Origin of the sequence: Methylomonas rapida (assembly GCF_024360925.2) — a bacterium.
Taxonomy (GTDB): Bacteria; Pseudomonadota; Gammaproteobacteria; order Methylococcales; family Methylomonadaceae; genus Methylomonas; species Methylomonas rapida.
On the sequence record NZ_CP113517.1, the window covers coordinates 1,881,345 to 1,903,401 of the forward strand.

Genomic DNA, 22,057 nt, shown 5'->3' on the forward strand with positions numbered 1-22,057 from the left:
CCTACAGCCAGAACTTTCATTTGCCGGGGCGATGCAAAGCCTTCATGAGCGTTACTGATGAAAATGACGCTGTTCTGGCATGACTCAATGTTATAAAACTCCGTTAAACAAATATGAAACAAGAATTTGATGTGGTGGTGGTAGGCGGCGGCATGGTCGGCGCGGCGGTGGCTTGTGCCTTGGGTAACAGCCCGCTTAAGGTGGCGGTGATCGAGGCGCAGGTGCCGGAAGCCTTTTCTCCAGATCAAGCGCATGATTTGCGGGTTTCCGCGCTGAGCATCGCCTCGCGCAACATCCTGGAAGCCGTAGGGGCCTGGCAAGGCGTTGTGGCCAAGCGCTTTTGTCCTTTCCGGCGCATGCGGGTCTGGGAAAAAGCGGGCGACACGATGTTCAATAGCGACGACATCGGTGCGTCGGAGCTGGGTTATATCGTCGAGAATCGAATCACGCAATTGGCGTTGTTGGAGCGCCTGTCTGCTTTCGACAATGTGACGCTGCTGATGCCGCAAACGATCAGCAAGATTCATTACGATGGTCACGGCAGCGAGATCGTGCTGGCTGACGGGGGTATGCTGCAGGCGAAGCTGCTGGTGGCGGCCGATGGCGGTCAATCGCGCGTCAGGCAGGCAGTGGGTCTGGGGGTGACCGGCTGGGATTACAATCAGCACGCCTTGGTGATTTATGTCGAAACCGCTTATCCGCAGCAGGATATTACCTGGCAGCGCTTCGTTCCCAGTGGTCCGCAAGCTTTCTTGCCGTTGCCCGGCAATTATGGCTCCATCGTCTGGTACCAGTCACCCGATGAAGTGCGCCGCCTGCAGGCCTTGTCCTACGAGCAATTGAAAGCGGAACTGGTCAAGGCTTTTCCGGACTGCCTGGGCGAGATCACGCAAATCCTGGGTGTTGCCAGTTTTCCATTGAAGCGTCAGCATGCGCAAGGTTATGTCAAGCAAGGGGTGGCGCTGGTGGGTGATGCCGCACACATGATCAATCCGCTGGCGGGGCAGGGTGTGAATATCGGCTTGCTGGACGCGGCGGCCTTGGCCGAGGTGCTGATCGATGCGCAGGTTCGCGGCAAAAATATCGCCGATCTCGCCGTATTGAAGCGTTACGAAGCCATGCGACGCAATGAAAACCTGAAAATGATGACGGTGATGGATGTGTTCTATCAATCCTTCAGCAACGACGTCCTGCCGGTCAAGCTGATCCGTAACATCGGCCTGGGTTTGGCGCAACGTCTGACGCCCATTCGAAACAAAGTCATGAAGGCGGCGATGGGGTTGGAGGGGCGATTGCCCAAGTTGGCGAGAGGGGAGAGTCTTTTAATGAATTGAAAGAGTGCAGGGCTCTCGGTGCGGTTTGTTCTGTCTGCTGCGACGATTGGGCTTGGTCCATCTTCGAAGCGTGTTTGAGGTGGGGTGTGTGTCCCGTTCCGCTCCAGGGCTCTGATCTCTTTGTGGGATGGTCGTAGGGTACGCTGTGCGTACCTCGATTAATTCTGTCGATGCTTGAAGAGGTACGCGCAGCGTACATGGCTTCGACGTGATTTCATTCTCATGAAATGTCAGTTTTTTTTACAATGAGTGCTAGGCTTTTGTTTATTCTGAATGATTTATCGCCCTATATGGCTGTATATGATTTTATTTTGTTTTATGGCAAGTTTTTTGCTTTGTCTTTATTCAGTAGAATTCATACATGCGAAAAATGGGGGCTATTATGAAAACGAACATTAGAAAATTGCTTTTAATGGGTATGGTTACGTTCCTAGCCACAGTACCTTTGGTTGCGCAATCCGCAACAGTCAATAATGCCTTAGTTGGCCCAGGCCCAGCTAACGATCCTTACCCAACCCCTCCGGGAGGTACTGCTACTTATGGCACATCGACCACCATAAATGGCGGGATATTTACAGTAGCTCCAGATAATAGTGGTACTGGTTCGGGTGCGTTTAATCCGTTTCTAAGAACAAACAACAACGGTAACACTGAAGTTGAGGAAGGTTTTAATACCGACTACGATCCAGCTCCTCTTGACGCTATTAAAGGTGTCCACACTCATTCGGTCAAACTTTCTGATTTGACCAGTATTACTTATAACAGCGAACAATACATTCGGTTGTTTCTGGACTTGGGCGAGCCAGAATCAGTAGTCATTAACCGAAATAAAACCGAATTGAATCCTCTAATCTCGCTACTTGAGCTTGAGTTGTTTGTTAATACTTCCACTGGTAGTGTAAGTAAGTATGCTGATCTTGGAACTAAAGTTTGGGATCTTGACGGACTAGTCGATACTACATTGACATTAGATTACAATATCTTAGGTGGTGGTAATGGTAAATACGATATTGTCGCTCTGTTCAAAGCATCTCTTTTCGCAAATTTTGCTTCTGATGATTATTTTTACCTGTATAACAAATTTGGCATAGAAACTGTCTCTCCTCCTGAATACGCCTCACAAGGTACGTTTGAAGAGTGGGCTTTTGATACAACGGGGAACCCTTTGAAGTTCGGCTGTGAAAACCCTGACTATGCTGCGGCTCATCAAGATGAGTGTGGTGGCACGCCGCCTTTTAACGTGCCGGAGCCTGATTCGATTGCTTTGTTGGGGGTAGGGTTATTAGGTTTGGCAATGTCTCGTAAACAGAAACGCCTTTGATGTAATTGATTGCTGTCAAAATTTTTTACATTTTCAATAAAAACGCCGATTCCATCGGCGTTTTTTTTTAAAGGTTCGGTAATCCAATTCTGACATCGCTTCGCTTTATGTTTACCACGTCACAACAAAATTAATGCTGGACGCTTAGGCTTGCAAGTGGCGGCAAACGATTGGTGGTACAGGGATTGCCCGTGCAATTGTCCGATTGTTGTGCATGGTTATAGTTGACGTTAAAGGAATGTGATTTCTTGGAATATCCGTTTGAGAGGAATGTGTCATGATGAAAAAAAGTTTATACATAGCAATTTTGGCGATATTAGCCGTACCTGCGGGGCTTTATGTCACCAAATATTTGGGTTCTGACATAGAGTCCCTAATAAATCAAGACATTGGGCAACAGCCACCCGCGGCTGGTCCTGTGAGCAAAACCTGGAAGTCAGGACAAATTTTAGTGAAACCCAAAGCGGGTTTATCGGATGAAGAGTTTGATAAGGTCTTAAAAGGTAATCAAGGCAAAGTCAAAGAGAAAATTGGCAAGTTAAGGGTGCACATTATCAGTGTGCCTGAAAATGCTGAGGAGGCAGTGGTAAAAGCTTTATCCAAAAATCCACGTATTGAATTTGCGGAACTGGATATGGCTGTTGAGATGAGTGCTACTGTCCCCAATGACCCTAAATATGCTAGTGCTTGGCATTTGCCGAAAATACAAGTAACTAATGCTTGGGATGTTTCCAAAGCTGACGGCATTAACATAGCTATTTTGGATACCGGTGTTGATGCAGCGCATCCTGATTTGGCCGCAAAATTGATTCCAGGGTGGAACGCGGTTGACGGCGGCGCAGATACGTCGGATATAAACGGCCATGGAACCGCAGTTGCAGGTACTGCAGCCGCGCTAACAAATAATGCGGCTGGAGTTGCCGGCATTGCTTGGAATGCCAATATAATCCCGGTCAGAATTACTAATGATCCAACAGGCTACGCTTATTTCAGTGACATAACGCGTGGATTAAGTTGGGCGGCTGATAACGGCGCTGATGTTGCTAATATAAGCTTTGGCGTTAGTAATAGTTCCACGGTTTCAACCGCCGCACAATATCTACGTAGCAAGGGTGGCGTTGTCGTAACGGCAGCGGGAAATAGTGGCGTCGACCCTGCTTATGCAGATAACCCTTACATGATTTCAGTTTCTGCGACTGATAGTAAGGATGCCAAGGCGAGTTGGTCGAATTACGGTGCCTATGTCGATGTGGCAGCCCCTGGTGTTTCTATATTGACAACTAGTCGTGGGGGAGCTTACGGTAATTGGAACGGCACTTCTTTTTCAAGCCCCGCCACCGCCGGTGTAGTCGCATTGATCATGGCGGCCAATCCCAATTTGACGCCTGACGAAGTTGAAAAGGTTTTGGAAGCCTCCGCCGTTAAAGTGGCCGGCGTCGATTTTCACCCTTACTTTGGTTATGGCCGTGTCGATGCCGCAGCTGCCGTGCAACTGGCGTTGAATACCACGGCTGCCGATACCCAGGCGCCTAATGTGGCGATCTTTTCACCGAACGCCGGTACTGTCGTGAATGGTTTGGTGCAAGTTGATGTCAGCGCGGCGGATAACGTCAGTGTCGATGCCGTTTCGTTTTATGCCAATGGCAAGCTGGTGGGTACGGACGACATTGCCCCTTATCAATTCAGTTGGGATACCACAGCAATGGCGGACGGTACCGTCAGTCTGACGGCTACAGCCACCGATGGGGCTGGTAATGAAGGGGCTTCTACTGCGGTAAGCGTGACCGTACAAAATCAAGCCGCCAAAATCGTGGCCGATCAAGCACCACCTACGGTAGCTATTTCCAATCCAAGCAATGCGGCTAAAGTCAGCGGAATAGTGCCGGTGGCGGTGGCGGCAAATGATGATGTCGCGGTTGCCAAGGTGCAGCTTTATATCGACGGTAAACTGGTCAGCTCTACAACCAATAAAACCTTGACCTATAACTGGAATACCAAAAAGGTAGCGGCGGGTAGTCACGCGATCAAAGCGGTTGCGACCGACACGGCGAGTAAAACCAGCGAGATGGCTATTACCGTCACCCGATAGCAGTTTCTGCTCGCTTGAAACGCCGGCTAATGCCGGCGTTTTTTTGTTTGCACACTGGCGTTTTCGGAAAAAAGCTAAAGCTTTTGTACTCCTGAAGCGTAAGCCCTGGAGTGCGATAGCTTCAGCTATTGCCAAAAAAGCCATCAGTCTTTTTGCAGCATTCTTCTTTTCAAATCCGCCCAGGGGTTCAGTTTGGCGGCTTTGCCTACTTGTTGACCAGCGCCTTTGATTTTGGCCAGCCATAAGCCGCTACCGTTGAAGCTATAGACAGGTTCCAGGTCGTTGCGATCGGTTGCCGGGCTGATGTCGAGTTTGAGATTGTCCAGAACCAGTGGCACGGCCTGGGGCGAGACGAAATAGGTCAGCACCATGTGAGCTTGGTTGAGTTCCAGTGCCTTGACGTAAGTGATGCGCAGCTTGCTGTCGTCTACGCCCATTTCCAGTAGGGTAAAGTACTTGGCGATAGAAAAATCCTCGCAGTCGCCGGCGCCTTGAGCCAATAACTCCATGGGTGTGGCCCAATAATCTTCCTTGCCCCATTGGGCAATGTCATTGGTAAAGCGGATGTTTTGATTGAAAAAATCGTTGACCAGGCGGAGTTTGTCGGCTTCGGCGGCGGTTTTCCCGTTTTGTATCAAATCCTGCCAATGCGTGAAGCGTTGCCGAACCAGGCTGCCGTGATTTTGCTCGATCTGGTTTAGCAAATTTTCGTCAAGGCGTAACTCTATCGTTAGACTAGGTTCGGAGCTGTGTTGATCATAGAGTTGTAGGCAAGTGTAAGAAATTCCGACAGTGAGTAGGGTGAGCAGGAGCTTATTGACGACTTGCACCCACGATTCCTATGTTGTTCAAGGCCTGATTATCCTGATCGGATTGAATGCTTTCCGCTAGAACGGCAATATCCATCAAGCGGCACATTTCCTGTAGGGTGTGCGCGAAAGTGAGTTTTTTATGGGATTGGCTGACGCCGTTGCCGATGTCGCGGGCCAGGCGGACGAAGTCGGGTTTCAGTTGTTGGTTGATCTCCAGTGGCATGGATTGCGGCTCGAAGCGTTTGATCATGACGCGGCCGCCCCATTGATGCAGGCTGTAAAAAAAGCTGACATAAGTGTCAGTGTCCTTGCACACTGCGTAAGCCGAGAAACTGAATACCAGTTGTCTGGCGGCAACGGGGCTGCTTTTGAGCAAGGTTGCCAGCCAACTCATGAACTCGGCATTTTTGATCGAGCGGGTCGAAAGGTTGACGGCGATGGCATGCTGAATGCCGCTAGTGCGAATATGCTCAAGCACTTGCTGAACGACGCCCTTGTCGAGGTCGACGATCTTGGCGTATTTTTCGGCGATGGAAATGAACGGTGCAATTGCCACCAGCTCGCCTTCGGCGTCTCGCACTTGCAGCACGGCTTCTTCCATGATGACGCCATGACGCTGATAAGCATGGGTTTTACCTGTATAAATCAACGTGTAGCGGGCGTGGTCGATGCAGTCGAACACCAAGGCCTTCCAGGCGGAAATATCTCTGGCGTATCGCCGTTCGGCGCGGATGTGGTAGCTGTTGGCGCCGATCAACCGGGCTTGCTCGTAGGCTTCTTGCGCCGCGATCAGTGTTCTTTCCGGTGTTTCCACCAAATTGACGGGAGCTATACCGATATGGGCCAGGTCGGGTTTGCCGAAATGTTTACCCAGCTCGGTAAAATCGTCGCTCAAGCTTTGGCAAATGGCTTCTATTTGAGCCATGTCGTTTGTCTCGATCAGCAGGGCAAATTCGCCGCCGTAAAAACGATAGGCTTTGATGGCGCTGGACGGATACGTTTGGGCCTGTTTCCGGAGCAGGCCGGCAACCTTTTGCAGTAGTTCGTCGATCGCATCGCTGCCGCGTTCCTTGACCAGTTCGGGCAGGCTGTCCAGTTTGATGATTTGTAAAAAGGCATCGCCATGTTCCATGATCAAATGATTCATATCGGTTTCGAATACCGATTTTTTGTATAGCCCCGTGAGTTCGTCGCGCAACAATTTTCCGGCGGTCATTTCCAGTTTGCTGTTCAACGCGCTGATGGTGCCCTTGATTTTTTGCGACATGATGTTCATCGAGGTCGCCACGCTTTTGACTTCGCTGGTCCAGGGCAAAGGGGTTATGGTTTCGAAATGGCCGTCGGCGATTTGTTGCGCGAGCTGATCGAGACGCTTCAGGGATGCCAGCGTCATTCGCAACAGCAGCAACAGTAGCAGCATGGATATGGCCAAGACCATCAAGGAGTAATAAAGCGCCGTTTGGGTTTGTCGATAAAGCGAACTGTAGCCGAACGCCGGATTGACGGTGACGTAAACGACTCCGCTGATGGTCCAGCCGGATGAAATTTCGCTGCTGGCCACGGCTGGCGACAGCGGCAGATAGTCGATGAACCATGCCGGCACGCCTTCGGCCTTTTTATCGTTGGCGAGCCCGATCAGTTCCTTGCCGCTGGCGTCGAGCAGGCGAATCTCGCCGTAATAGCCCATGTCGAAAATGGCGCTGATCATGGCTTTGATGGTCGGGTCGCTGGGATTTTTCATGTAAGGGCTCAACGAAAGTCCTAGCGAGGTGGCGGTGTCCTGCGCATGGCTTTGAGATTCGGTTTCCAGATATGTCCTGGTGTTGTTGATGCTTAAGATCAGGTTGACGCCGAAAATCAGTAAAAACAAAGCAGAAATAAGGATGAGCAGTTGTTTTGATAAAGACATGGGCAAAGTATGCGTTATTGCGATGATATTTTAGTGAGTGGTCGCCGGTTGCAGCTGCTTTCGAGTATTAGGGTTGCATTAAAAACGCATATTCGATTTTTTGCCAGCTTGCTTGTGTTTAATGGAAAAAACTGAAGCTTTTTACTCCAGAGCGTCGTTGATGGCTTCATCCTGACCCTGTTCAGCCCGGCGTATAGTCCTGGAAAAATCATTGGGTCCACGAAACCCGCGAAAAATCACGAATAGTTTCAAACAGTTATCACGCCTAAGAGCGGCACTGAACAGATGAGTCGATAAGCTTCATAACGCAATGATTTCTTTCGTGATTTTCGTGGACTTGCTGCCGTTTTTAGGATAATGGCTTTGGCTGAGGTTTTGCCGGCATCTGTTGGCGGTCGCGGCAAACCTCATTTTGGCGACGACGCGCTGCTTGGGTCAACGCTCGGCCTGCGCCAGATGCCTTAGAATTGTGTCGCGGATGCGTTGTCTTTCCGAATCGTCATCGACGGGCGAGCTTTCTCGGTCCGTTATATAAAACATGTCTTCCGCGCGGCTGCCGATCGTGGTGATTTTGGCGTCATACAGTTGTATGTTCAGCTCCACGAAGGCGCGCCCTATGGTGGATAACAGGCCGGCGCGGTCGGTCGTGACCAGTTCGATGATGGTGTGTTGATGTGTTGGATCATCCAGAAACGTGATGCTGGTTTCGATTGGAAAGTGGCGCGCCTGTCTGGATTGCTTGTGGATGTTTTTCCCGACTTTGACTTGTTTGCTGGTCAAGCCTTCGCGCAGGGCGTTGCAGATATGAATTTCCCTATGTAGATCGTTGATCGCTTCGCCGGATTGTTCCAGTACCTGGAAGCTGTTCAATACATACTGATCCGCGGTGGTGATGATGCGGGCGTCGAGAATGGTCAGGCCAAGTTGATCCAATGTCGCGGTGCAGATCGAAAAAATCTGGGCTTCGTTGCGGGTGTAAATGAAAATCTCGGCACTACCGCGCTGGGTTTGCGGGCGCAGCAATACCAGTGGCAGCTCTGTTTCGGTGCAGGCTGCGATGGCGATCGTGTGCCAGGCGATTTCGTCGGCGGAGTAGCGCAAAAAGTAATCCTCGCTCAAATGCCGCCAGGATGAGTCTATGGTGGTTGGCGATATGCCCAGCTTCAGTAGTTCGTCTTGCGCTTCTTTTTTATTGTCTTCGATGCGTTCTGAGCGGGCGACGGGATTGTGCAGGCCGCGATGCAGCGCCTTGTGGGTGGATATGTAGAGTTCTTTTAGTAACGCGTCTTTCCAGGCATTCCAGAGGCTGGGATTGGTGGCGCGAATGTCGGCGACGGTCAGCAGGTACAGGTAGTTCAAGTATTCTATGCTGCCGACTTGTAGCGCAAAAGTGTGGATCACATCTGGGTCGCTGATGTCCTTGCGTTGCGCGGTCATCGACATCAACAAGTGATGACGTACCAGCCAAGTGATCAGTTTGGTGTCATGGGCCGGTAAATCGTGTTGTTGGCAAAAATTACGCGCGATAGTTTCGCCCAAGGTGGAGTGGTCGCCGCCGCGGCCTTTGGCAATGTCGTGGAACAGCGCCGCGATGTACAGTACGTCCGGTTTGGGGGTTAGCAGGAAAATATTGTTGCAAAACGGCAATTCCTCGCTGTGTTTGTCCAGCGCAAAGCGGCGTAAATTGCGAATCACGAACAAGGTGTGTTCGTCGACGGTGTAGATATGAAACAAGTCATACTGCATGCGGGCGACGATGTTGGCGAAGTCGGGCAAATACGCCGCCAGCACGCCGTAGCGGTTCATGCGCTTCAATTGGTGGGTGATGCCGCGCGGTTGCCGCAAGATTTCGATGAACAGGCGGTTGGCGTCCTTGTTGCGTCGATAGGAGTCGTCGATCAGCGGCAGACTTTTGCGAATCAGGCGTATGGTGCTGGCCCGTATCCCTTTGAGCGAAGGCGATTGTTGCAACAGTAAAAAAATTTCCAGCAGCGCTAATGGGTTTTTTTGAAACACATCGTCGCTGCTGACTTCCAGGTAGCCGGCGATGGAGGAAAAATTGGCGGTAATCGGGATGGGGGTCAGGTTTTCCTTGCTGCTGATCAGGCGCTCGTTGAGGAGTTGCAGCAGCATTTCGTTGAGGCGCTCGATATCGACGACGGTCTTGAAGAAAAACTGCATGAACTGCTCGACATCGGGCTGTCCTTCCTTATCGACGAAGCCGAACAGGCTGGCCAGGTCGCGCTGGTAGTCGAACAGCAATCTATCTTCGCCGCGGTTGGTCTGGGCATGCAACGCAAAGCGCAGGCGCCACAGAATGTCGCGCGAGGCGACTAGACTGTCATATTCCGCTTTGGGTAAAAAGCCGTAATTGATCAGCTCCTTCAAGGAGCGCGCCTTGTAATGATGTTTGAAAACCCAGCCGATGATCTGGATGTCCCGCAAGCCGCCCGGTCCTTCCTTGATGTTGGGCTCTAGGTTGTATGCCGTATCGTGATATTTGCTGTAGCGCTGCTCCTGTTCCTCCATTTTGGCAAGAAAGAAGCGTTCCGACGACCAGAGTGGCGTGTTGATGATTTCCTGCTTCAGTTGATTGAACAGCGCTTCGTTGCCGGTGATCAGGCGCATTTCCAGCCGGCTGGTGAATACGGTCTGGTCCTGCGAGGAGAAGGCAACGCACTCGTCGAGAAAACAAGTGCTCAATCCCGGTTTCAGGCCTATATCCCAGAGGAAGTTGGCAAAGCTGGAAAGCCTGTCCTGAATGGCATCCGAGTAAGACTGATCCAGGATGATCAGGATGTCGATGTCGGAATGCGGAAATAGTTCGCCTCTGCCGTAGCCGCCGGTCGCTATCAAGGCTTGTTTGTTGGCGGCGTCGCCTAGAAAATGTGTCCAACTGGCCGACAGTAGCTTGTCGATGAACCTGGCCTTTTCGTTCAGCAAATCCTCCGGCGAACGATCGGGACTGAAACGTCGCTTCAAATCCTGATTTTCAGCGGCGATGGCGCTTTTGAAGGCGGCAATAGGATTGGTTTCCAGAAAGCCTTGGGCAAAATCGGTTGCTGTGTAGACGCTGTTGGTCACCGCTCTTCCTGGCGCAGAGTCAAGATTTCATATCCCGTGTCGGTTACCAAAATGGTGTGCTCCCACTGGGCGGACAGGCTGCGATCCTTGGTCACGGCGGTCCAGCCGTCCGGCAGGATTTTCATGTGGCGCTTGCCGATGTTGATCATGGGTTCGATGGTAAAAATCATGCCGGGTTGGATCACGGCGCCATCGCCGTGTTTGCCAAAATGCATCACGTGCGGTTCTTCGTGAAAGTCCTTGCCGATGCCGTGGCCGCAAAATTCACGTACGACCGAATAGCGGTTGCTTTCCGCGTGTTTCTGAATGGCATGGCCTATGTCGCCAAAATGCGCGCCGGGCTTGACTTGCTCGATGCCGAGGAACATGCATTGACGCGTGATTTCGACCAATCTTTTCGCGTGCGGGCTGACATCGCCGACGCAGAACATTTTGCTGGTGTCGCCGTGGTAGCCGTCCTTGATGACGGTAATATCGATGTTGACGATATCGCCGTTCTTCAGTTTTTTGTCGCTTGGAATGCCGTGGCAAATTTGATGATTGATCGACGTGCAGATCGATTTGGGGTAGCCGCGATAATTGAGGGGGGCGGGGATGGCGTGCTGTTCGTTGACGATATAGTCGTGGCAGATTTGGTCGAGTTCTTCCGTGCTGATGCCCGCGACCACATGCGGGGCGATCATTTCCAGTACTTCCGCGGCCAGTTTGCAGGCTACGCGCATTTTTTCGATTTCGTCGGCGGTTTTTATTACGATGCTCATCAGTGAGTCTGGTATTTTGAGGTGATTTGGTATGATTCTATTGAGGTTAGAGGATGCTGGTTTGGAGCAGTCTAACAGACTTGCTATTGTTGTGAAATCGTAATCATGATATAAAGATAAGTTCACTATGTTTAATACTCACGCCTGTCGGCACGATTGATGGGGTGCCTGTTAAAGCTGAAGCGATAACGGGTCATCAGTCGGGACAGTGCGGAGGCGTAACCCAACGCCGAATCATTCGGCAAAATCTTAGGAGAAAATAATGGCAGCAGTGTCAATGCGTCAAATGTTGGAAGCGGGTGTTCACTTTGGACACCAAACTCGTTACTGGAATCCGAAAATGGCATCCTATTTGTTCGGAGCCCGTAACAAAATCCATATCATCGATTTGGAGCAAACGCTTCCCTTGTTCAATGACGCGATGAATTACCTGGGTCAAATGACCGCCAACAAAGGCACGATCCTGTTTGTGGGCACCAAAAAATCCGCTCGCAAAGCCGTGGCCGAAGAAGCGAAACGTTGCGGCATGCCCTACGTCAACCATCGTTGGTTGGGCGGCATGTTGACCAACTTCAAGACCATCAAAAAATCCATCAACCGCCTGAAAGAGCTGGAAGCGATGAAAGCCGACGGTACTTTGTACCAAAAATTCAGCAAAAAGGAAGCGCTGGGCATGGAGCGTGAGTTGGAAAAACTCGAACGCAGCCTCGGCGGTATCAAAGATATGCGCGGTATTCCCGATGCGATTTTTGTTTTGGACGTGGGCTACGAGAAAAACGCCATCATGGAAGCCAAGAAACTGGGTGTTCCCGTGGTTGGCGTGGTTGACTCCAACAACTCCCCCGAAAATATCGATTATGTGATTCCTGGCAACGACGACTCGATTCGTGCCGTGACTTTGTATTGCCAAAGCGCCGCTGCAGCGGTTCTGGAAGCCAAGGCATTGCGCATGGATGCCGGTACAAAATCAGATGATTTCGTCGAGGAAGTCGTAGCGGAAGCGTAAGTTTTTGTAGTCCTGCCTGCGCGGGCCGGACAAAACCGCTTTCGCTCGAACGCGGAAGCGGATATTGGTCTTTTAAACGCCTCCTTTGTGAGGCGTTTTTTTAGTTAATAAACTTGAGGAAAAAATGATGAGTATTAGTGCGGCTATGGTGAAAGAACTGCGTGAGCGTACGGGTTCTGGCATGATGGAATGTAAAAAAGCCTTGGTTGAAGCCAATGGCGACATGGAGCTGGCCATCGAGAACATGCGTAAAGCGGGTCTGGCCAAAGCCGATAAAAAATCCGGCCGTATCGCAGCAGAAGGTGTTATCGGTGTGAAAGTGTCCGGTGACAACAAATCCGTCGTCATGGTCGATGTCAACTGCGAAACCGACTTCGTGGCCAAAGGCGATGATTTCACGGGTTTTGTTAGCGATGTCGTCGATGCGGTGCTGGCAGGCAATGTCGAAAACGATGAACAGCTGCAAGCTTTGGCATTGGCCAGTGGTGCTTCGATTGACGATACGCGTCGTGCACTGATTGCCAAAATCGGCGAAAATATTACCGTAAGACGCTTTGTGAAATTTTCCACCGCAACCGGCAGCCAGGCTTGCTACCTGCATGGCAGCAAAATTGGCGTTGTCGTCGAACTGAGCAAGGATGACGCGGAACTGGGCAAGGATATCGCGATGCACATTGCGGCCAGCAAGCCGATCTGCATTTCCGGCGATGAAGTTTCGTCCGAAACCATCGAAAAAGAAAAAGAAATCTTCTTGGCGCAACAAGAAGAAAAAATCAAGGGAAAACCTGCGGATATCGTCGAGAAAATGGTTTCTGGCCGTATCAACAAATTCCTGGCGGAAATCACGCTGCTGGGCCAGGCCTTCATTAAAGACGATAGCAAAACCGTCGGACAGTTGTTGAAGGAGAAAGGCAACGAAGTCGTGCGCTTTGCCCGCTTCGAAGTCGGCGAAGGCATCGAGAAGAAAGAAGAGGACTTTGCCGCCGAAGTGATGGCGCAAGTCAGAGGTTAAACCCTAGAAAACCCGGTTTCTACCGGGTTTTTTCTGTTCTCAATCGGTTGCGTTAAACCATCAATTCTGGATACTTCAATTATGAGTCAGACCATTTGTCAGAGAATTTTACTTAAATTGAGCGGCGAAGCCTTGATGAGCGAGACGGGCGGGAGTATCGATCCCGATATCGTGCAGCGTTTGGCGCAAGAAGTTAAAGACTTATGCGATGCCGGCATTCAAGTAGGATTGGTGATTGGTGGCGGCAATATCCTGCGCGGCGCGGAGAAAGCGTCCGAAGGTTTGAACCGGGTAACCAGTGACCAAATGGGCATGCTGGCGACGGTGATCAATGCCTTGGCAATGCAGGATGCGCTGGAGTATCTGGGGCAACCCGTTCGGGTCATGACGGCCCTGAAAATCAATCAGGTTTGCGAAGATTACATTCGACGCCGCGCCGTCAGACATTTGGAGAAGGGGCGGGTGGCGATTTTCGCGGCCGGCACTGGCAACCCGTTTTTTACCACCGATACCGCGGCCAGTTTGAGAGCGATCGAAATCGATGCCCAATTGATGATCAAGGCCACCAAGGTCAAAGGCGTTTATTCTGCCGATCCGAACAAGGTAGCCGATGCGGTGTTCTATCCCCGTCTGACTTACGACGAGGCCATCGATCAGCGCCTGAACGTGATGGATACCACGGCATTGGTATTATGCCGAGACAACAACCTGCCGATGCGGGTAATGAATATTTTTGAGCCGGGAGCGGTGATGCGTCTGATGCGCGGTGAAGATATCGGCTCTCTAATCGTGAGGAACTAGAATGATCAGTGATATTCAACAAGATGCCGCAGCGCGCATGGCCAAAAGCATAGAAGCGTTGCAAAAAGCCTTTAGCAAAATCAGAACCGGCCGGGCTCACCCGAGTCTGCTGGATCAAATCAGCGTCAGTTATTATGGCTCGGAATCGCCCCTGTCGCAGGTGGCGAATGTGTCGGTCGAAGATGCTAGAACCCTGAAAGTGGTGCCTTGGGAAAAAGGTATGGTGCAGGCCATCGAAAAAGCCATCATGTCTTCTGGTTTGGGTTTGAATCCGGCCACGCAAGGCACGGTGATTCGGATCCCCTTGCCTGCATTGACCGAAGAGCGTCGCCGTGAACTGGTCAAAGTCGTCAAAAACGAAGCCGAGCAGGGCAGGGTGTCCATCAGAAACATTCGCCGCGATGCCAACGCCGCGATAAAGGATGCCTTGAAGGAGAAGCTGATTTCCGAGGACGATGCACGTCAAGGCGAGGAAAAAATTCAGAAGCTCACCGATCAATACATCAAAGAAGTGGAAAAGCATCTTGAAGAGAAAGAAGCCGATCTGCTGTCCATGTAATTAACCGAGAACAATCATGTCAGCCGAGCTTGGTAGCAAATTGATAATAAACGGCGAAAACCCGCGACACATCGCCATCATCATGGATGGCAATGGGCGTTGGGCGCAAAAACGGATGATGCCGAGAATCATGGGCCACCATGCCGGTGTGAAAACGGTCAGAAAAATCGTCGAGTATTGCGCCAAGGAAAACATCGAGGTGTTGTCGCTGTTTGCCTTCAGCAGCGAAAATTGGCGGCGCCCGAAAGATGAAGTCAGTTTGCTGATGGAGCTGTTCATGAGCACTTTGCAGACGCAGGTCGACAAACTCGACAAAAACAATATCCGTTTGCGCATCATCGGTGACAAGAGCGCTTTTCCGGACACGCTGCAGGAGAAAATTCGCAATGCCGAGGCGCAAACAGCCAATAACAGCGGGCTGACGCTGGTGATTGCCGCAAACTATGGTGGCCGGTGGGATATCGCTCAGGCCGTAGAAAGGATTGTCGCCGGCATCCGCTCGGGTGAGATTCAGGAACAAACCATTACCGAAGAATTGATCAGCGCGCATCTGGTCACGGCCGACTTGCCCGAGCCCGATTTGTTCATTCGTTCCGGCGGAGAAGAGCGGGTCAGCAATTTTTTGCTGTGGCAACTGGCTTATACCGAGCTTTATTTTACCGATGTGTTATGGCCTGATTTTGATCAGGAGATGATGCAAAAAGCCATTACGAGTTTCAAGGGACGCCAAAGGCGATTTGGCCATACCGGTGATCAAATCGTCGATAAGCGTATTCTTTAGGCACTTTTCATAACCATAATAATTATTAAGCAAACTATGTTAGTACAACGCATCCTAACTGCTTTGGTGTTGGCAACGGCCGTCATATTGGCGGTTTTCCAATTGCCTGCCATCTATTTTTCTTTGTTCATCGCTATCATTGCCTTGGGCGGAGCCTGGGAATGGCTGGCTTTGACCGGGGTCGACCAGATAGGCAAAAAATTATTGTTTTTGGCGGCCCTGGTTTTTCCAATGTTGGGCATCACGTTTTGGACGGTGTTTCTGGAAGTATTGGGCGAAGCCATGGAGTGGCCCGAAGTCAAGGAATATTCGGATGCGTTGGAATGGTTTGTGATCGTGCCGGTATTGTTTTGGCTGCTGGCGATGATTTTGATCCGACAGGCAGCGCCACAATTGCTGAAGATGGAATACAAGCCTAAGCTCAAGAGCTTTATCGGCTGGATGGTATTGCTGTCGGCCTGGATGTTTCTGAGTAAACTGAGATCTTTTTATGGCCCGGAAATGGTGCTTTACTTCCTGATACTGATTTGGACAGCAGACATCAGTGCTTATTTCGTCGGCAAAAAATGGGGCAAGGACAAACTGGCGCCTGAAATCAGCCCTGGCAAAACCGTGCAAGGCATGTATGGTGCATTGGCTTCAGCGATGATTTGCGCGATAGGTTTGCGCGTTTATTACGGCTTTTCGGCCTTGGAATCGGATGGTGCGGAATTGGCGGTCCTGATGTCGATAGATTTGCTGATTTTGTCGGTGTTGACCGTGCTGGTATCCATTTACGGTGATTTGTTTTTCAGTCTGGTCAAGCGAATCAAAGGCGTCAAGGATAGTGGCACGTTGCTGCCGGGTCATGGCGGTATCCTCGATAGGGTGGACAGCATCATTGCGGCGGCACCGTTTTTCTATGCCGGTATCGTGCTGATCGGACGGAGCGTATTCGAATGAAAGGTATTTGCATATTGGGCGCTACCGGTTCGATCGGTGTCAGCACGCTGGATGTCGTTGCCAGGCATCCGGATAAATATCAAGTCGTTGCGCTGACCGCCAATGGTAATATCGACGCATTGTATGAACAATGCCTGGCCCACCATCCGGAGTATGCGGTGGTGGTCATGGAAAGCAAGGTGGCAGAGTTCAAACAGCGCATTGCCGCTTCGCCGGTAGCGGATATCAAGGTCTTGTCGGGTAGCGAGGCCTTGCAACAGGTGGCCACGCTGGAAAACGTCGATACGGTGATGGCGGCTATCGTCGGCGCGGCCGGATTGTTGCCGACCTTGGCGGCGGCCAAGGCCGGCAAAACCGTGCTGTTGGCCAACAAGGAAGCCTTGGTGATGTCGGGACAAATCTTCATGCAGGCTGTCAGCGATTCCGGCGCTGTATTGCTGCCGATAGACAGCGAGCACAACGCCATCTTTCAGTGCATGCCGGCGGGTTATACGCCAGGCCATACAGCCAAACAGGCGCGCCGCATTTTATTGACCGCTTCCGGTGGCCCATTTCGACGGACGCCGATTGAAACCTTGTCCAGCGTCACGCCGGATCAGGCCGTTGCCCATCCTAAATGGGACATGGGGCGCAAGATTTCGGTCGATTCCGCCACCATGATGAACAAAGGTCTCGAACTGATCGAAGCCTGCTTGTTGTTCAACATGGAGCCCGACCAGATTGAAGTCGTCATTCATCCGCAGAGCATCATTCATTCGATGGTGGACTATGTCGATGGTTCGGTTTTGGCGCAGATGGGTAATCCCGACATGCGCACGCCGATAGCGCACGCGATGGCCTGGCCGGAGCGCTTTGACTCTGGTGTGGCGCCGCTGGATATTTTCGAAGTAGGGCACATGGATTTCGAAAAACCCGACTTGAAACGGTTTCCTTGTCTGAGATTGGCTTATGAAGCCATCAAGTCTGGTGGAATTATGCCAACGGTATTGAACGCAGCCAATGAAATTGCTGTCGAAGCGTTTTTAAATGAAGAAGTCAAATTCACTGACATCGCGGTCATCATCGAGCGCAGCATGGCCCAGTTTAAACCGGACGATGCCGGCAGCCTCGAATTGGTTTTGCAGGCCGATCAAGATGCGCGCGAGGTGGCTAGAGACATCATCAAGACCTTGGTAGCTTAATGGAAACCCTTCACACCCTGTTTTATTTCATCGTTGCGATCGCGATTCTGGTTGCCTTTCATGAATTGGGCCACTTCTGGGTGGCCCGTAAAACAGGGGTCAAAGTCATACGTTTTTCGATTGGCTTTGGCAAGAAATTATGGGTGTTTCAAAAGTCCCCGGACCAAACCGAATTTGTTATCTCCGCCATCCCGCTGGGCGGTTACGTCAAAATGGTGGATGAGCGGGAAGGCGAAGTAAGGCCCGAGGATTTGCCTTATGCTTTCAATCGCCAGTCGGTCGCGGTCAGAACGGCCATCGTCGCGGCGGGGCCGTTGTTTAATCTGATCCTGGCCGTGTTCCTGTTTTGGTTGGTCATGATCATCGGGGAAACCGGTTTGAAGCCGATTCTGGGCGAGGTTCAGCCCGGTACGCTTGCGGCCGAGGCCGGTTTTCAATCCGGCGACGAAATCCTCAGAGTCAATCAAAAGCCGACGCCCACGTGGTCAATCGCGTTGGACGAAGTGTTTTCTTCTGCCATCGATGGCCAACGCGATATCGTGGTGGATGTCAAAACCAGCGATGAACAACAGCAATTCCGGGTCATTGCCTTGGTCGATGAGGATATCAAAAGTCCGGAAGACTTCAATGAACGATTGGGGCTGAAGCCCTGGATGCCGTTGATTAAACCGGTCATCGGCAAGCTGCTGGAAGATGGCGCCGCCAAACAAGCCGGTTTGCAGAGCGGCGATTTGATTCTTAGTGCCGATGGGCAAGCCATTCAGGATTGGCGGCAATGGGTGGAGTATGTGCAGGCAAAGCCTGATACCCCGATCAAGGTCGTGGTCGAACGCCATGAAGTGCAAGTCGAATTGCAAATAATTCCGCGCAAGGAAGCTCAGCAGGACGGTAAGGTGATTGGCAAGATCGGTGCGGGCGTTGATGTACCCAAGGAATTGTTGAGCGGTTTACAAGTCGAATATTCATTGTCGCCTGTCGCGGCCATCCCTGCGGCCTTCGAAAAAACCTGGTTTTACGCGACCAGCACATTGAAAATGATAGGGAAAATGTTCATCGGCACAGCTTCGGTCGATAATTTGAGCGGTCCCATCAGCATTGCTCAATATGCCGGGCAATCCGCGGAAATGGGCTTCACGGCATTTCTGAAGTTTCTGGGCCTGGTCAGCGTCAGTCTGGGCGTTTTGAATCTATTGCCGGTACCGGTACTGGATGGCGGGCATTTGTTGTTCTATGCCGTCGAATTGATTAAAGGCAGTCCGGTACCCGACCGCCTGCAGATGTATTTTCAACAACTAGGAATGTTTTTGTTGATGGCCTTGATGGCCTTGGCATTATTTCTGGATTTGGATCGACTGTTTCAGTAATGCCGAACAAATCCTTGGTTTTCGCTTTCCACTGTATTCCTCTAAAAATTAAGCATTCGTCATGAAAAAAATTTCAAAAGTTTTGGCTGTTTTGGCAGCGATGGTTGTGGCAAGCGGCGCTACAGCCGATGAAGCCGCCGTAAAAAAAGTGATCGCTGAATTCATGCCGGGGTCTGCGATCGATTCCATCAAACCGGCTGAAATCAAGGGTCTCTACGAGGTCGTCACTGGCGGTAGTATTTTTTATGCCTCCGAAGATGGCCGATACTTGCTGCAAGGGCAGATGTACGATGCGGTGGCGAAAAAAAACATCACCGAGAACAAGTTGGCCGATGTGCGCAAGGCGGCATTGGATAAGGTCGGCGAAAAAAACATGATCATTTTCAAGCCGGAAAACAGCAAGCATTCGGTTTCGGTGTTTACCGACATCGATTGCGGCTACTGCCGCAAGCTGCATTCGGAAATCGATCAATACATGGCGCAAGGCATTACCGTGCGTTATTTGTTCTTTCCTAGAGCGGGCAAGGGCTCTGATTCCTATGCAAAAGCGGTATCGGTTTGGTGCGCGGATGACAGACGGAAGGCTCTGACGGCGGCAAAAAAAGGCGAGTCCTTGGATGCTAAAACTTGCGAAAACCCGATTGATCAACACATGGAATTGGGCGAGGCATTTGGCATGACGGGGACGCCGATGATCGTGACTGAAAAGGGCAATGTGTTGCCGGGTTATGTGCCGGCGGCTCAATTGGCAAAAGTTTTGGCGAGTGAATGAGTCGTCTTTGCTAGCCCGAACCCTCATTAAAACCAGGCTATGAAATCTGCGAGAAGCGGAATGGCGTCAATATTCTGCTTCGCATAAAAAAAGGGGCGGTTGAGGAAACTCGTCCGCCCAGAGACCTATCTTTCAAGAGGATCATGTCAACGGTAGGAATGCAATCGACATGAGGCCTATTCTAGTCATATAGCCGGCGTCAATATTGACCTGGATCAATGTTTATCGGATTTGTGCCATGGCGATCATGCGGCAGAGCAGCGCTTGCAAAGGCCATGAATTTCTATGGTTTTGCGTTGGGGATTGAAGGCGGCGTTGCGCATTTCTTCCGATAGGGCGGCGAAAACGTCGGGTGCGGCTCGTTCCTCGACGTTGTGGCATGCTGTGCAAATCAGCAATAACTGATCGTGCTGCGTTCCGGAGCTGCGGCAGCCTACAAAGGCATTGAGGCTTTCAACGCGGTGAATCAGCCCTTGTTCCAGTAAGAAATCCAGAGCCCGATATACCGTAGAGGGCTTGGCCGCATCATTGATGGGGCGAATTTGATCCAATAAATCGTAGGCTTTGATTGCCCTATGGCTATTCCAAATCAATTCGAGAATCTTGTGTCGTATGGGCGTCAATTGCACACCGCGTGTCGTGCATACCTGCTCGGCCACGGAAATTGCGTCTCGAATACACTGATTATGGTCGTGTTCGATGCCTGATGATTCGATGCTTGTATTGTCCGTCATGTCTAAGGTGCTGTAATTCATCTGCGGTTGAACCATACCGATTAATCGTTGCCGAGTAAACCGTTAATGTCGAATCTGTGTTCAAGTTATCGATGATGGGTTCGTTAAAATTCTGCTATTTTGCGAGGCTTGATTATAATCAATCAACTGATATGGGCGGCTAAATAAGGATTTCGTCAGAAATAACTGCCACTTACCCACGCGGAGCATGGGAACGATGTGCCCGGAGTGCGGGAAATTATTTTCAACCAAATCCTTGGTGTTGACAAAAGGGAGTGTTTTTATATGTACTCGATAGGGTTGGATCTTGGATGAAAGCAGGCAGCTTGCTAATTTTTGTAGCCTTGTGGTTGATAATGATCGGTATTTCCTTTTATCAACAGGTTGAGGACGACAAGCAATACAGTCAGAAAATCGCCTATAAACAAGCGGAAATGTTCTTTGATTACCTGGTCTTGATGCGACAATGGAATAGTCGCCATGGCGGTGTGTATGCCCCGATCAGTGAACACAATCCCCCCAATCCTTACCTGAACACACCTTATCGGGATATTGTCAGTCCTGATGGCAAGCCGCTGACGCTGATCAATCCAACTTATATGACCCGCCAGTTAGCCGAAATGCAATTACGGCAATCCGGGATTCGGTTTCACGTCACGAGTCTCACTCCCCTTCGTCCCGAAAGCAAAGCCGACGAGTGGGAAGTTCAAGCGCTTAAAGCCTTTGAAAATGGACAGCCGTCTTATACCGAATTGGCCGACATCAAGGGCAAGCCTTATTATCGTTACATGGCACCGCTCAAATTGGACGCAGAGTGCCTCAAATGTCATGCGGTTGCCGACAAGCGTATGGGTGATGTCGGCGGCGGTATCAGTGTCAGTATCCCTGCCTCCGATATCGATGAATTCATAGGTCACCGGTTCGAACGGCTGAAAAAGTCGCATTTTTTCATCGCCGCTACTGGTGTCATAGCCCTGTTGATTGCCTATTGGGCGCAATCCAAATTGACACGGCGCCTGACCCGGGCCGAAAACCATCTGCAACTGGCCTATCTGGATGCGCTGACCTTGTTGCCGAATCGGCGCTATTACGATGCTTTTTTGCGCAGGGAATGGAAACGCGCCACGAGGCATCGTTATCCGCTGTCCATGATCATGATAGACATCGATTATTTCAAGGCCTATAACGACAGCATGGGGCATCAGGAGGGCGATCAGTGCTTGCGCCAGGTTGCCCGCACCTTGCGGCGCTATTTCAGACGCTCGGGGGATTTGATTGCGCGTTATGGCGGCGAAGAGTTTTGCGTGGTGGCGGCTTGCGATGCGTCGCAAATCCTGCAGTTGGCGGACATTTTGAGGATGGCGGTGGAAATGATGCATTTACCGCATCCGAGTTCTCCTATATCGCAATACGTGACGATCAGTCTGGGGGTGGCGACATTGATTCCTAATGAGAAGATCGAGTGCACTGAGTTGTTGCACCAAGCCGATCAAGCCTTGTATGCGGCCAAACATTCCGGTAGAAATCGCGTGGCAAAATATCAGGACTGAGCAGGCTTTCAAGTCGGGCGCGCGGATGGCCCGAAAGAAAGCCCG

At 51.0% G+C, this 22,057-nt stretch carries 18 protein-coding genes; 13 read left to right on the forward strand and 5 right to left on the reverse strand.

Going from position 1 to position 22,057, the window contains the following annotated elements; genetic code table 11:
* The first annotated feature begins 113 nt into the window (after nucleotides 1–113).
* The 3 genes from NM686_RS08895 (at nucleotide 114) to NM686_RS08905 (ending at nucleotide 4,744) form a co-directional block, all read left to right on the forward strand.
* Nucleotides 114–1,334, forward strand: coding sequence for an FAD-dependent monooxygenase (locus NM686_RS08895; RefSeq protein WP_255187526.1), 1,221 nt, complete (start codon nucleotides 114–116; stop codon nucleotides 1,332–1,334).
* A 382-nt stretch (nucleotides 1,335–1,716) separates the two neighbouring features.
* Entirely contained in the window at nucleotides 1,717–2,655 is a 939-nt protein-coding gene (locus NM686_RS08900; protein ID WP_255187527.1) for a PEP-CTERM sorting domain-containing protein, read from the forward strand.
* A 277-nt stretch (nucleotides 2,656–2,932) separates the two neighbouring features.
* On the forward strand, nucleotides 2,933–4,744 hold the full coding sequence (locus NM686_RS08905) for a S8 family serine peptidase (RefSeq protein ID WP_255187528.1): 1,812 nt from the start codon (nucleotides 2,933–2,935) through the stop codon (nucleotides 4,742–4,744).
* Between the two features lie 143 nt (nucleotides 4,745–4,887).
* Here NM686_RS08905 and NM686_RS08910 read toward each other — a convergent pair whose 3' ends face one another.
* The 4 genes from NM686_RS08910 to map form a co-directional block, all read right to left on the reverse strand.
* Nucleotides 4,888–5,448 carry a transglutaminase-like cysteine peptidase gene (locus NM686_RS08910; protein WP_255187529.1) on the reverse strand — a complete coding sequence of 187 codons (561 nt, stop codon included), beginning with the start codon at nucleotides 5,446–5,448 and terminating at the stop codon, nucleotides 4,888–4,890.
* Nucleotides 5,449–5,557: 109 nt separating this feature from the next.
* Complete coding sequence (locus tag NM686_RS08915; RefSeq protein ID WP_255187530.1) at nucleotides 5,558–7,465, reverse strand: bifunctional diguanylate cyclase/phosphodiesterase; 1,908 nt, start codon at nucleotides 7,463–7,465, stop codon at nucleotides 5,558–5,560.
* Nucleotides 7,466–7,900: 435 nt separating this feature from the next.
* Nucleotides 7,901–10,549 (reverse strand): [protein-PII] uridylyltransferase, encoded by a 2,649-nt coding sequence (glnD, locus tag NM686_RS08920; protein ID WP_255187531.1) that lies wholly within the window; start codon nucleotides 10,547–10,549, stop codon nucleotides 7,901–7,903.
* Nucleotides 10,546–11,310, reverse strand: coding sequence for a type I methionyl aminopeptidase (gene map / locus NM686_RS08925; protein ID WP_255187532.1), 765 nt, complete (start codon nucleotides 11,308–11,310; stop codon nucleotides 10,546–10,548). The genes glnD and map overlap by 4 nt, the downstream gene beginning before the upstream one ends.
* Before the next feature lie 262 nt (nucleotides 11,311–11,572).
* Here map and rpsB point away from each other — a divergent pair, with 262 nt between their 5' ends.
* The 9 genes from rpsB (at nucleotide 11,573) to NM686_RS08970 (ending at nucleotide 19,728) form a co-directional block, all read left to right on the forward strand.
* A complete protein-coding gene (gene rpsB / locus NM686_RS08930) occupies nucleotides 11,573–12,316 on the forward strand; it encodes a 30S ribosomal protein S2 (RefSeq protein WP_255187533.1) in 744 nt (247 codons plus the stop codon).
* A gap of 127 nt (nucleotides 12,317–12,443) precedes the next feature.
* Nucleotides 12,444–13,328, forward strand: coding sequence for a translation elongation factor Ts (gene tsf / locus NM686_RS08935; protein WP_255187534.1), 885 nt, complete (start codon nucleotides 12,444–12,446; stop codon nucleotides 13,326–13,328).
* 81 nt (nucleotides 13,329–13,409) lie between these two features.
* Nucleotides 13,410–14,129 carry a UMP kinase gene (gene pyrH / locus NM686_RS08940; protein ID WP_255187535.1) on the forward strand — a complete coding sequence of 240 codons (720 nt, stop codon included), beginning with the start codon at nucleotides 13,410–13,412 and terminating at the stop codon, nucleotides 14,127–14,129.
* 1 nt (nucleotide 14,130) lies between these two features.
* Nucleotides 14,131–14,688, forward strand: a complete 558-nt coding sequence (frr, locus tag NM686_RS08945) for a ribosome recycling factor (protein WP_255187536.1) — start codon at nucleotides 14,131–14,133, stop codon at nucleotides 14,686–14,688.
* A 16-nt stretch (nucleotides 14,689–14,704) separates the two neighbouring features.
* Entirely contained in the window at nucleotides 14,705–15,469 is a 765-nt protein-coding gene (locus NM686_RS08950; protein WP_255187537.1) for an isoprenyl transferase, read from the forward strand.
* A gap of 36 nt (nucleotides 15,470–15,505) precedes the next feature.
* Nucleotides 15,506–16,411, forward strand: coding sequence for a phosphatidate cytidylyltransferase (locus tag NM686_RS08955; protein WP_255187538.1), 906 nt, complete (start codon nucleotides 15,506–15,508; stop codon nucleotides 16,409–16,411).
* Nucleotides 16,408–17,592 (forward strand): 1-deoxy-D-xylulose-5-phosphate reductoisomerase, encoded by a 1,185-nt coding sequence (ispC, locus tag NM686_RS08960; protein ID WP_255187539.1) that lies wholly within the window; start codon nucleotides 16,408–16,410, stop codon nucleotides 17,590–17,592. Before NM686_RS08955 ends, ispC begins: the two co-directional genes overlap by 4 nt.
* Nucleotides 17,592–18,956 carry an RIP metalloprotease RseP gene (gene rseP / locus NM686_RS08965; RefSeq protein WP_255187540.1) on the forward strand — a complete coding sequence of 455 codons (1,365 nt, stop codon included), beginning with the start codon at nucleotides 17,592–17,594 and terminating at the stop codon, nucleotides 18,954–18,956. Before ispC ends, rseP begins: the two co-directional genes overlap by 1 nt.
* A gap of 61 nt (nucleotides 18,957–19,017) precedes the next feature.
* Nucleotides 19,018–19,728 carry a DsbC family protein gene (locus tag NM686_RS08970; RefSeq protein ID WP_255187541.1) on the forward strand — a complete coding sequence of 237 codons (711 nt, stop codon included), beginning with the start codon at nucleotides 19,018–19,020 and terminating at the stop codon, nucleotides 19,726–19,728.
* A gap of 245 nt (nucleotides 19,729–19,973) precedes the next feature.
* Here NM686_RS08970 and NM686_RS08975 read toward each other — a convergent pair whose 3' ends face one another.
* Nucleotides 19,974–20,462: a transcriptional repressor gene (locus NM686_RS08975; RefSeq protein ID WP_255187542.1), complete on the reverse strand. Its 489-nt coding sequence runs from the start codon at nucleotides 20,460–20,462 to the stop codon at nucleotides 19,974–19,976.
* Between the two features lie 356 nt (nucleotides 20,463–20,818).
* Here NM686_RS08975 and NM686_RS08980 point away from each other — a divergent pair, with 356 nt between their 5' ends.
* A complete protein-coding gene (locus NM686_RS08980) occupies nucleotides 20,819–22,012 on the forward strand; it encodes a diguanylate cyclase domain-containing protein (RefSeq protein WP_255187543.1) in 1,194 nt (397 codons plus the stop codon).
* Nucleotides 22,013–22,057: the final 45 nt, after the last annotated feature.

Coding starts and splice junctions, on each gene's coding strand:
- NM686_RS08980 (WP_255187543.1), top strand. CDS start 20,819: ATGATCGGTATTTCCTTTTATCAACAGGTTGAGGACGACAAGCAATAC.
- NM686_RS08895 (WP_255187526.1), top strand. CDS start 114: ATGAAACAAGAATTTGATGTGGTGGTGGTAGGCGGCGGCATGGTCGGC.
- rseP (WP_255187540.1), top strand. CDS start 17,592: ATGGAAACCCTTCACACCCTGTTTTATTTCATCGTTGCGATCGCGATT.
- ispC (WP_255187539.1), top strand. CDS start 16,408: ATGAAAGGTATTTGCATATTGGGCGCTACCGGTTCGATCGGTGTCAGC.
- NM686_RS08915 (WP_255187530.1), bottom strand. CDS start 7,465: ATGTCTTTATCAAAACAACTGCTCATCCTTATTTCTGCTTTGTTTTTA.
- tsf (WP_255187534.1), top strand. CDS start 12,444: ATGAGTATTAGTGCGGCTATGGTGAAAGAACTGCGTGAGCGTACGGGT.
- frr (WP_255187536.1), top strand. CDS start 14,131: ATGATCAGTGATATTCAACAAGATGCCGCAGCGCGCATGGCCAAAAGC.
- NM686_RS08950 (WP_255187537.1), top strand. CDS start 14,705: ATGTCAGCCGAGCTTGGTAGCAAATTGATAATAAACGGCGAAAACCCG.
- NM686_RS08970 (WP_255187541.1), top strand. CDS start 19,018: ATGAAAAAAATTTCAAAAGTTTTGGCTGTTTTGGCAGCGATGGTTGTG.
- NM686_RS08975 (WP_255187542.1), bottom strand. CDS start 20,462: ATGACGGACAATACAAGCATCGAATCATCAGGCATCGAACACGACCAT.
- map (WP_255187532.1), bottom strand. CDS start 11,310: ATGAGCATCGTAATAAAAACCGCCGACGAAATCGAAAAAATGCGCGTA.
- NM686_RS08900 (WP_255187527.1), top strand. CDS start 1,717: ATGAAAACGAACATTAGAAAATTGCTTTTAATGGGTATGGTTACGTTC.
- NM686_RS08905 (WP_255187528.1), top strand. CDS start 2,933: ATGATGAAAAAAAGTTTATACATAGCAATTTTGGCGATATTAGCCGTA.
- NM686_RS08955 (WP_255187538.1), top strand. CDS start 15,506: ATGTTAGTACAACGCATCCTAACTGCTTTGGTGTTGGCAACGGCCGTC.
- pyrH (WP_255187535.1), top strand. CDS start 13,410: ATGAGTCAGACCATTTGTCAGAGAATTTTACTTAAATTGAGCGGCGAA.
- rpsB (WP_255187533.1), top strand. CDS start 11,573: ATGGCAGCAGTGTCAATGCGTCAAATGTTGGAAGCGGGTGTTCACTTT.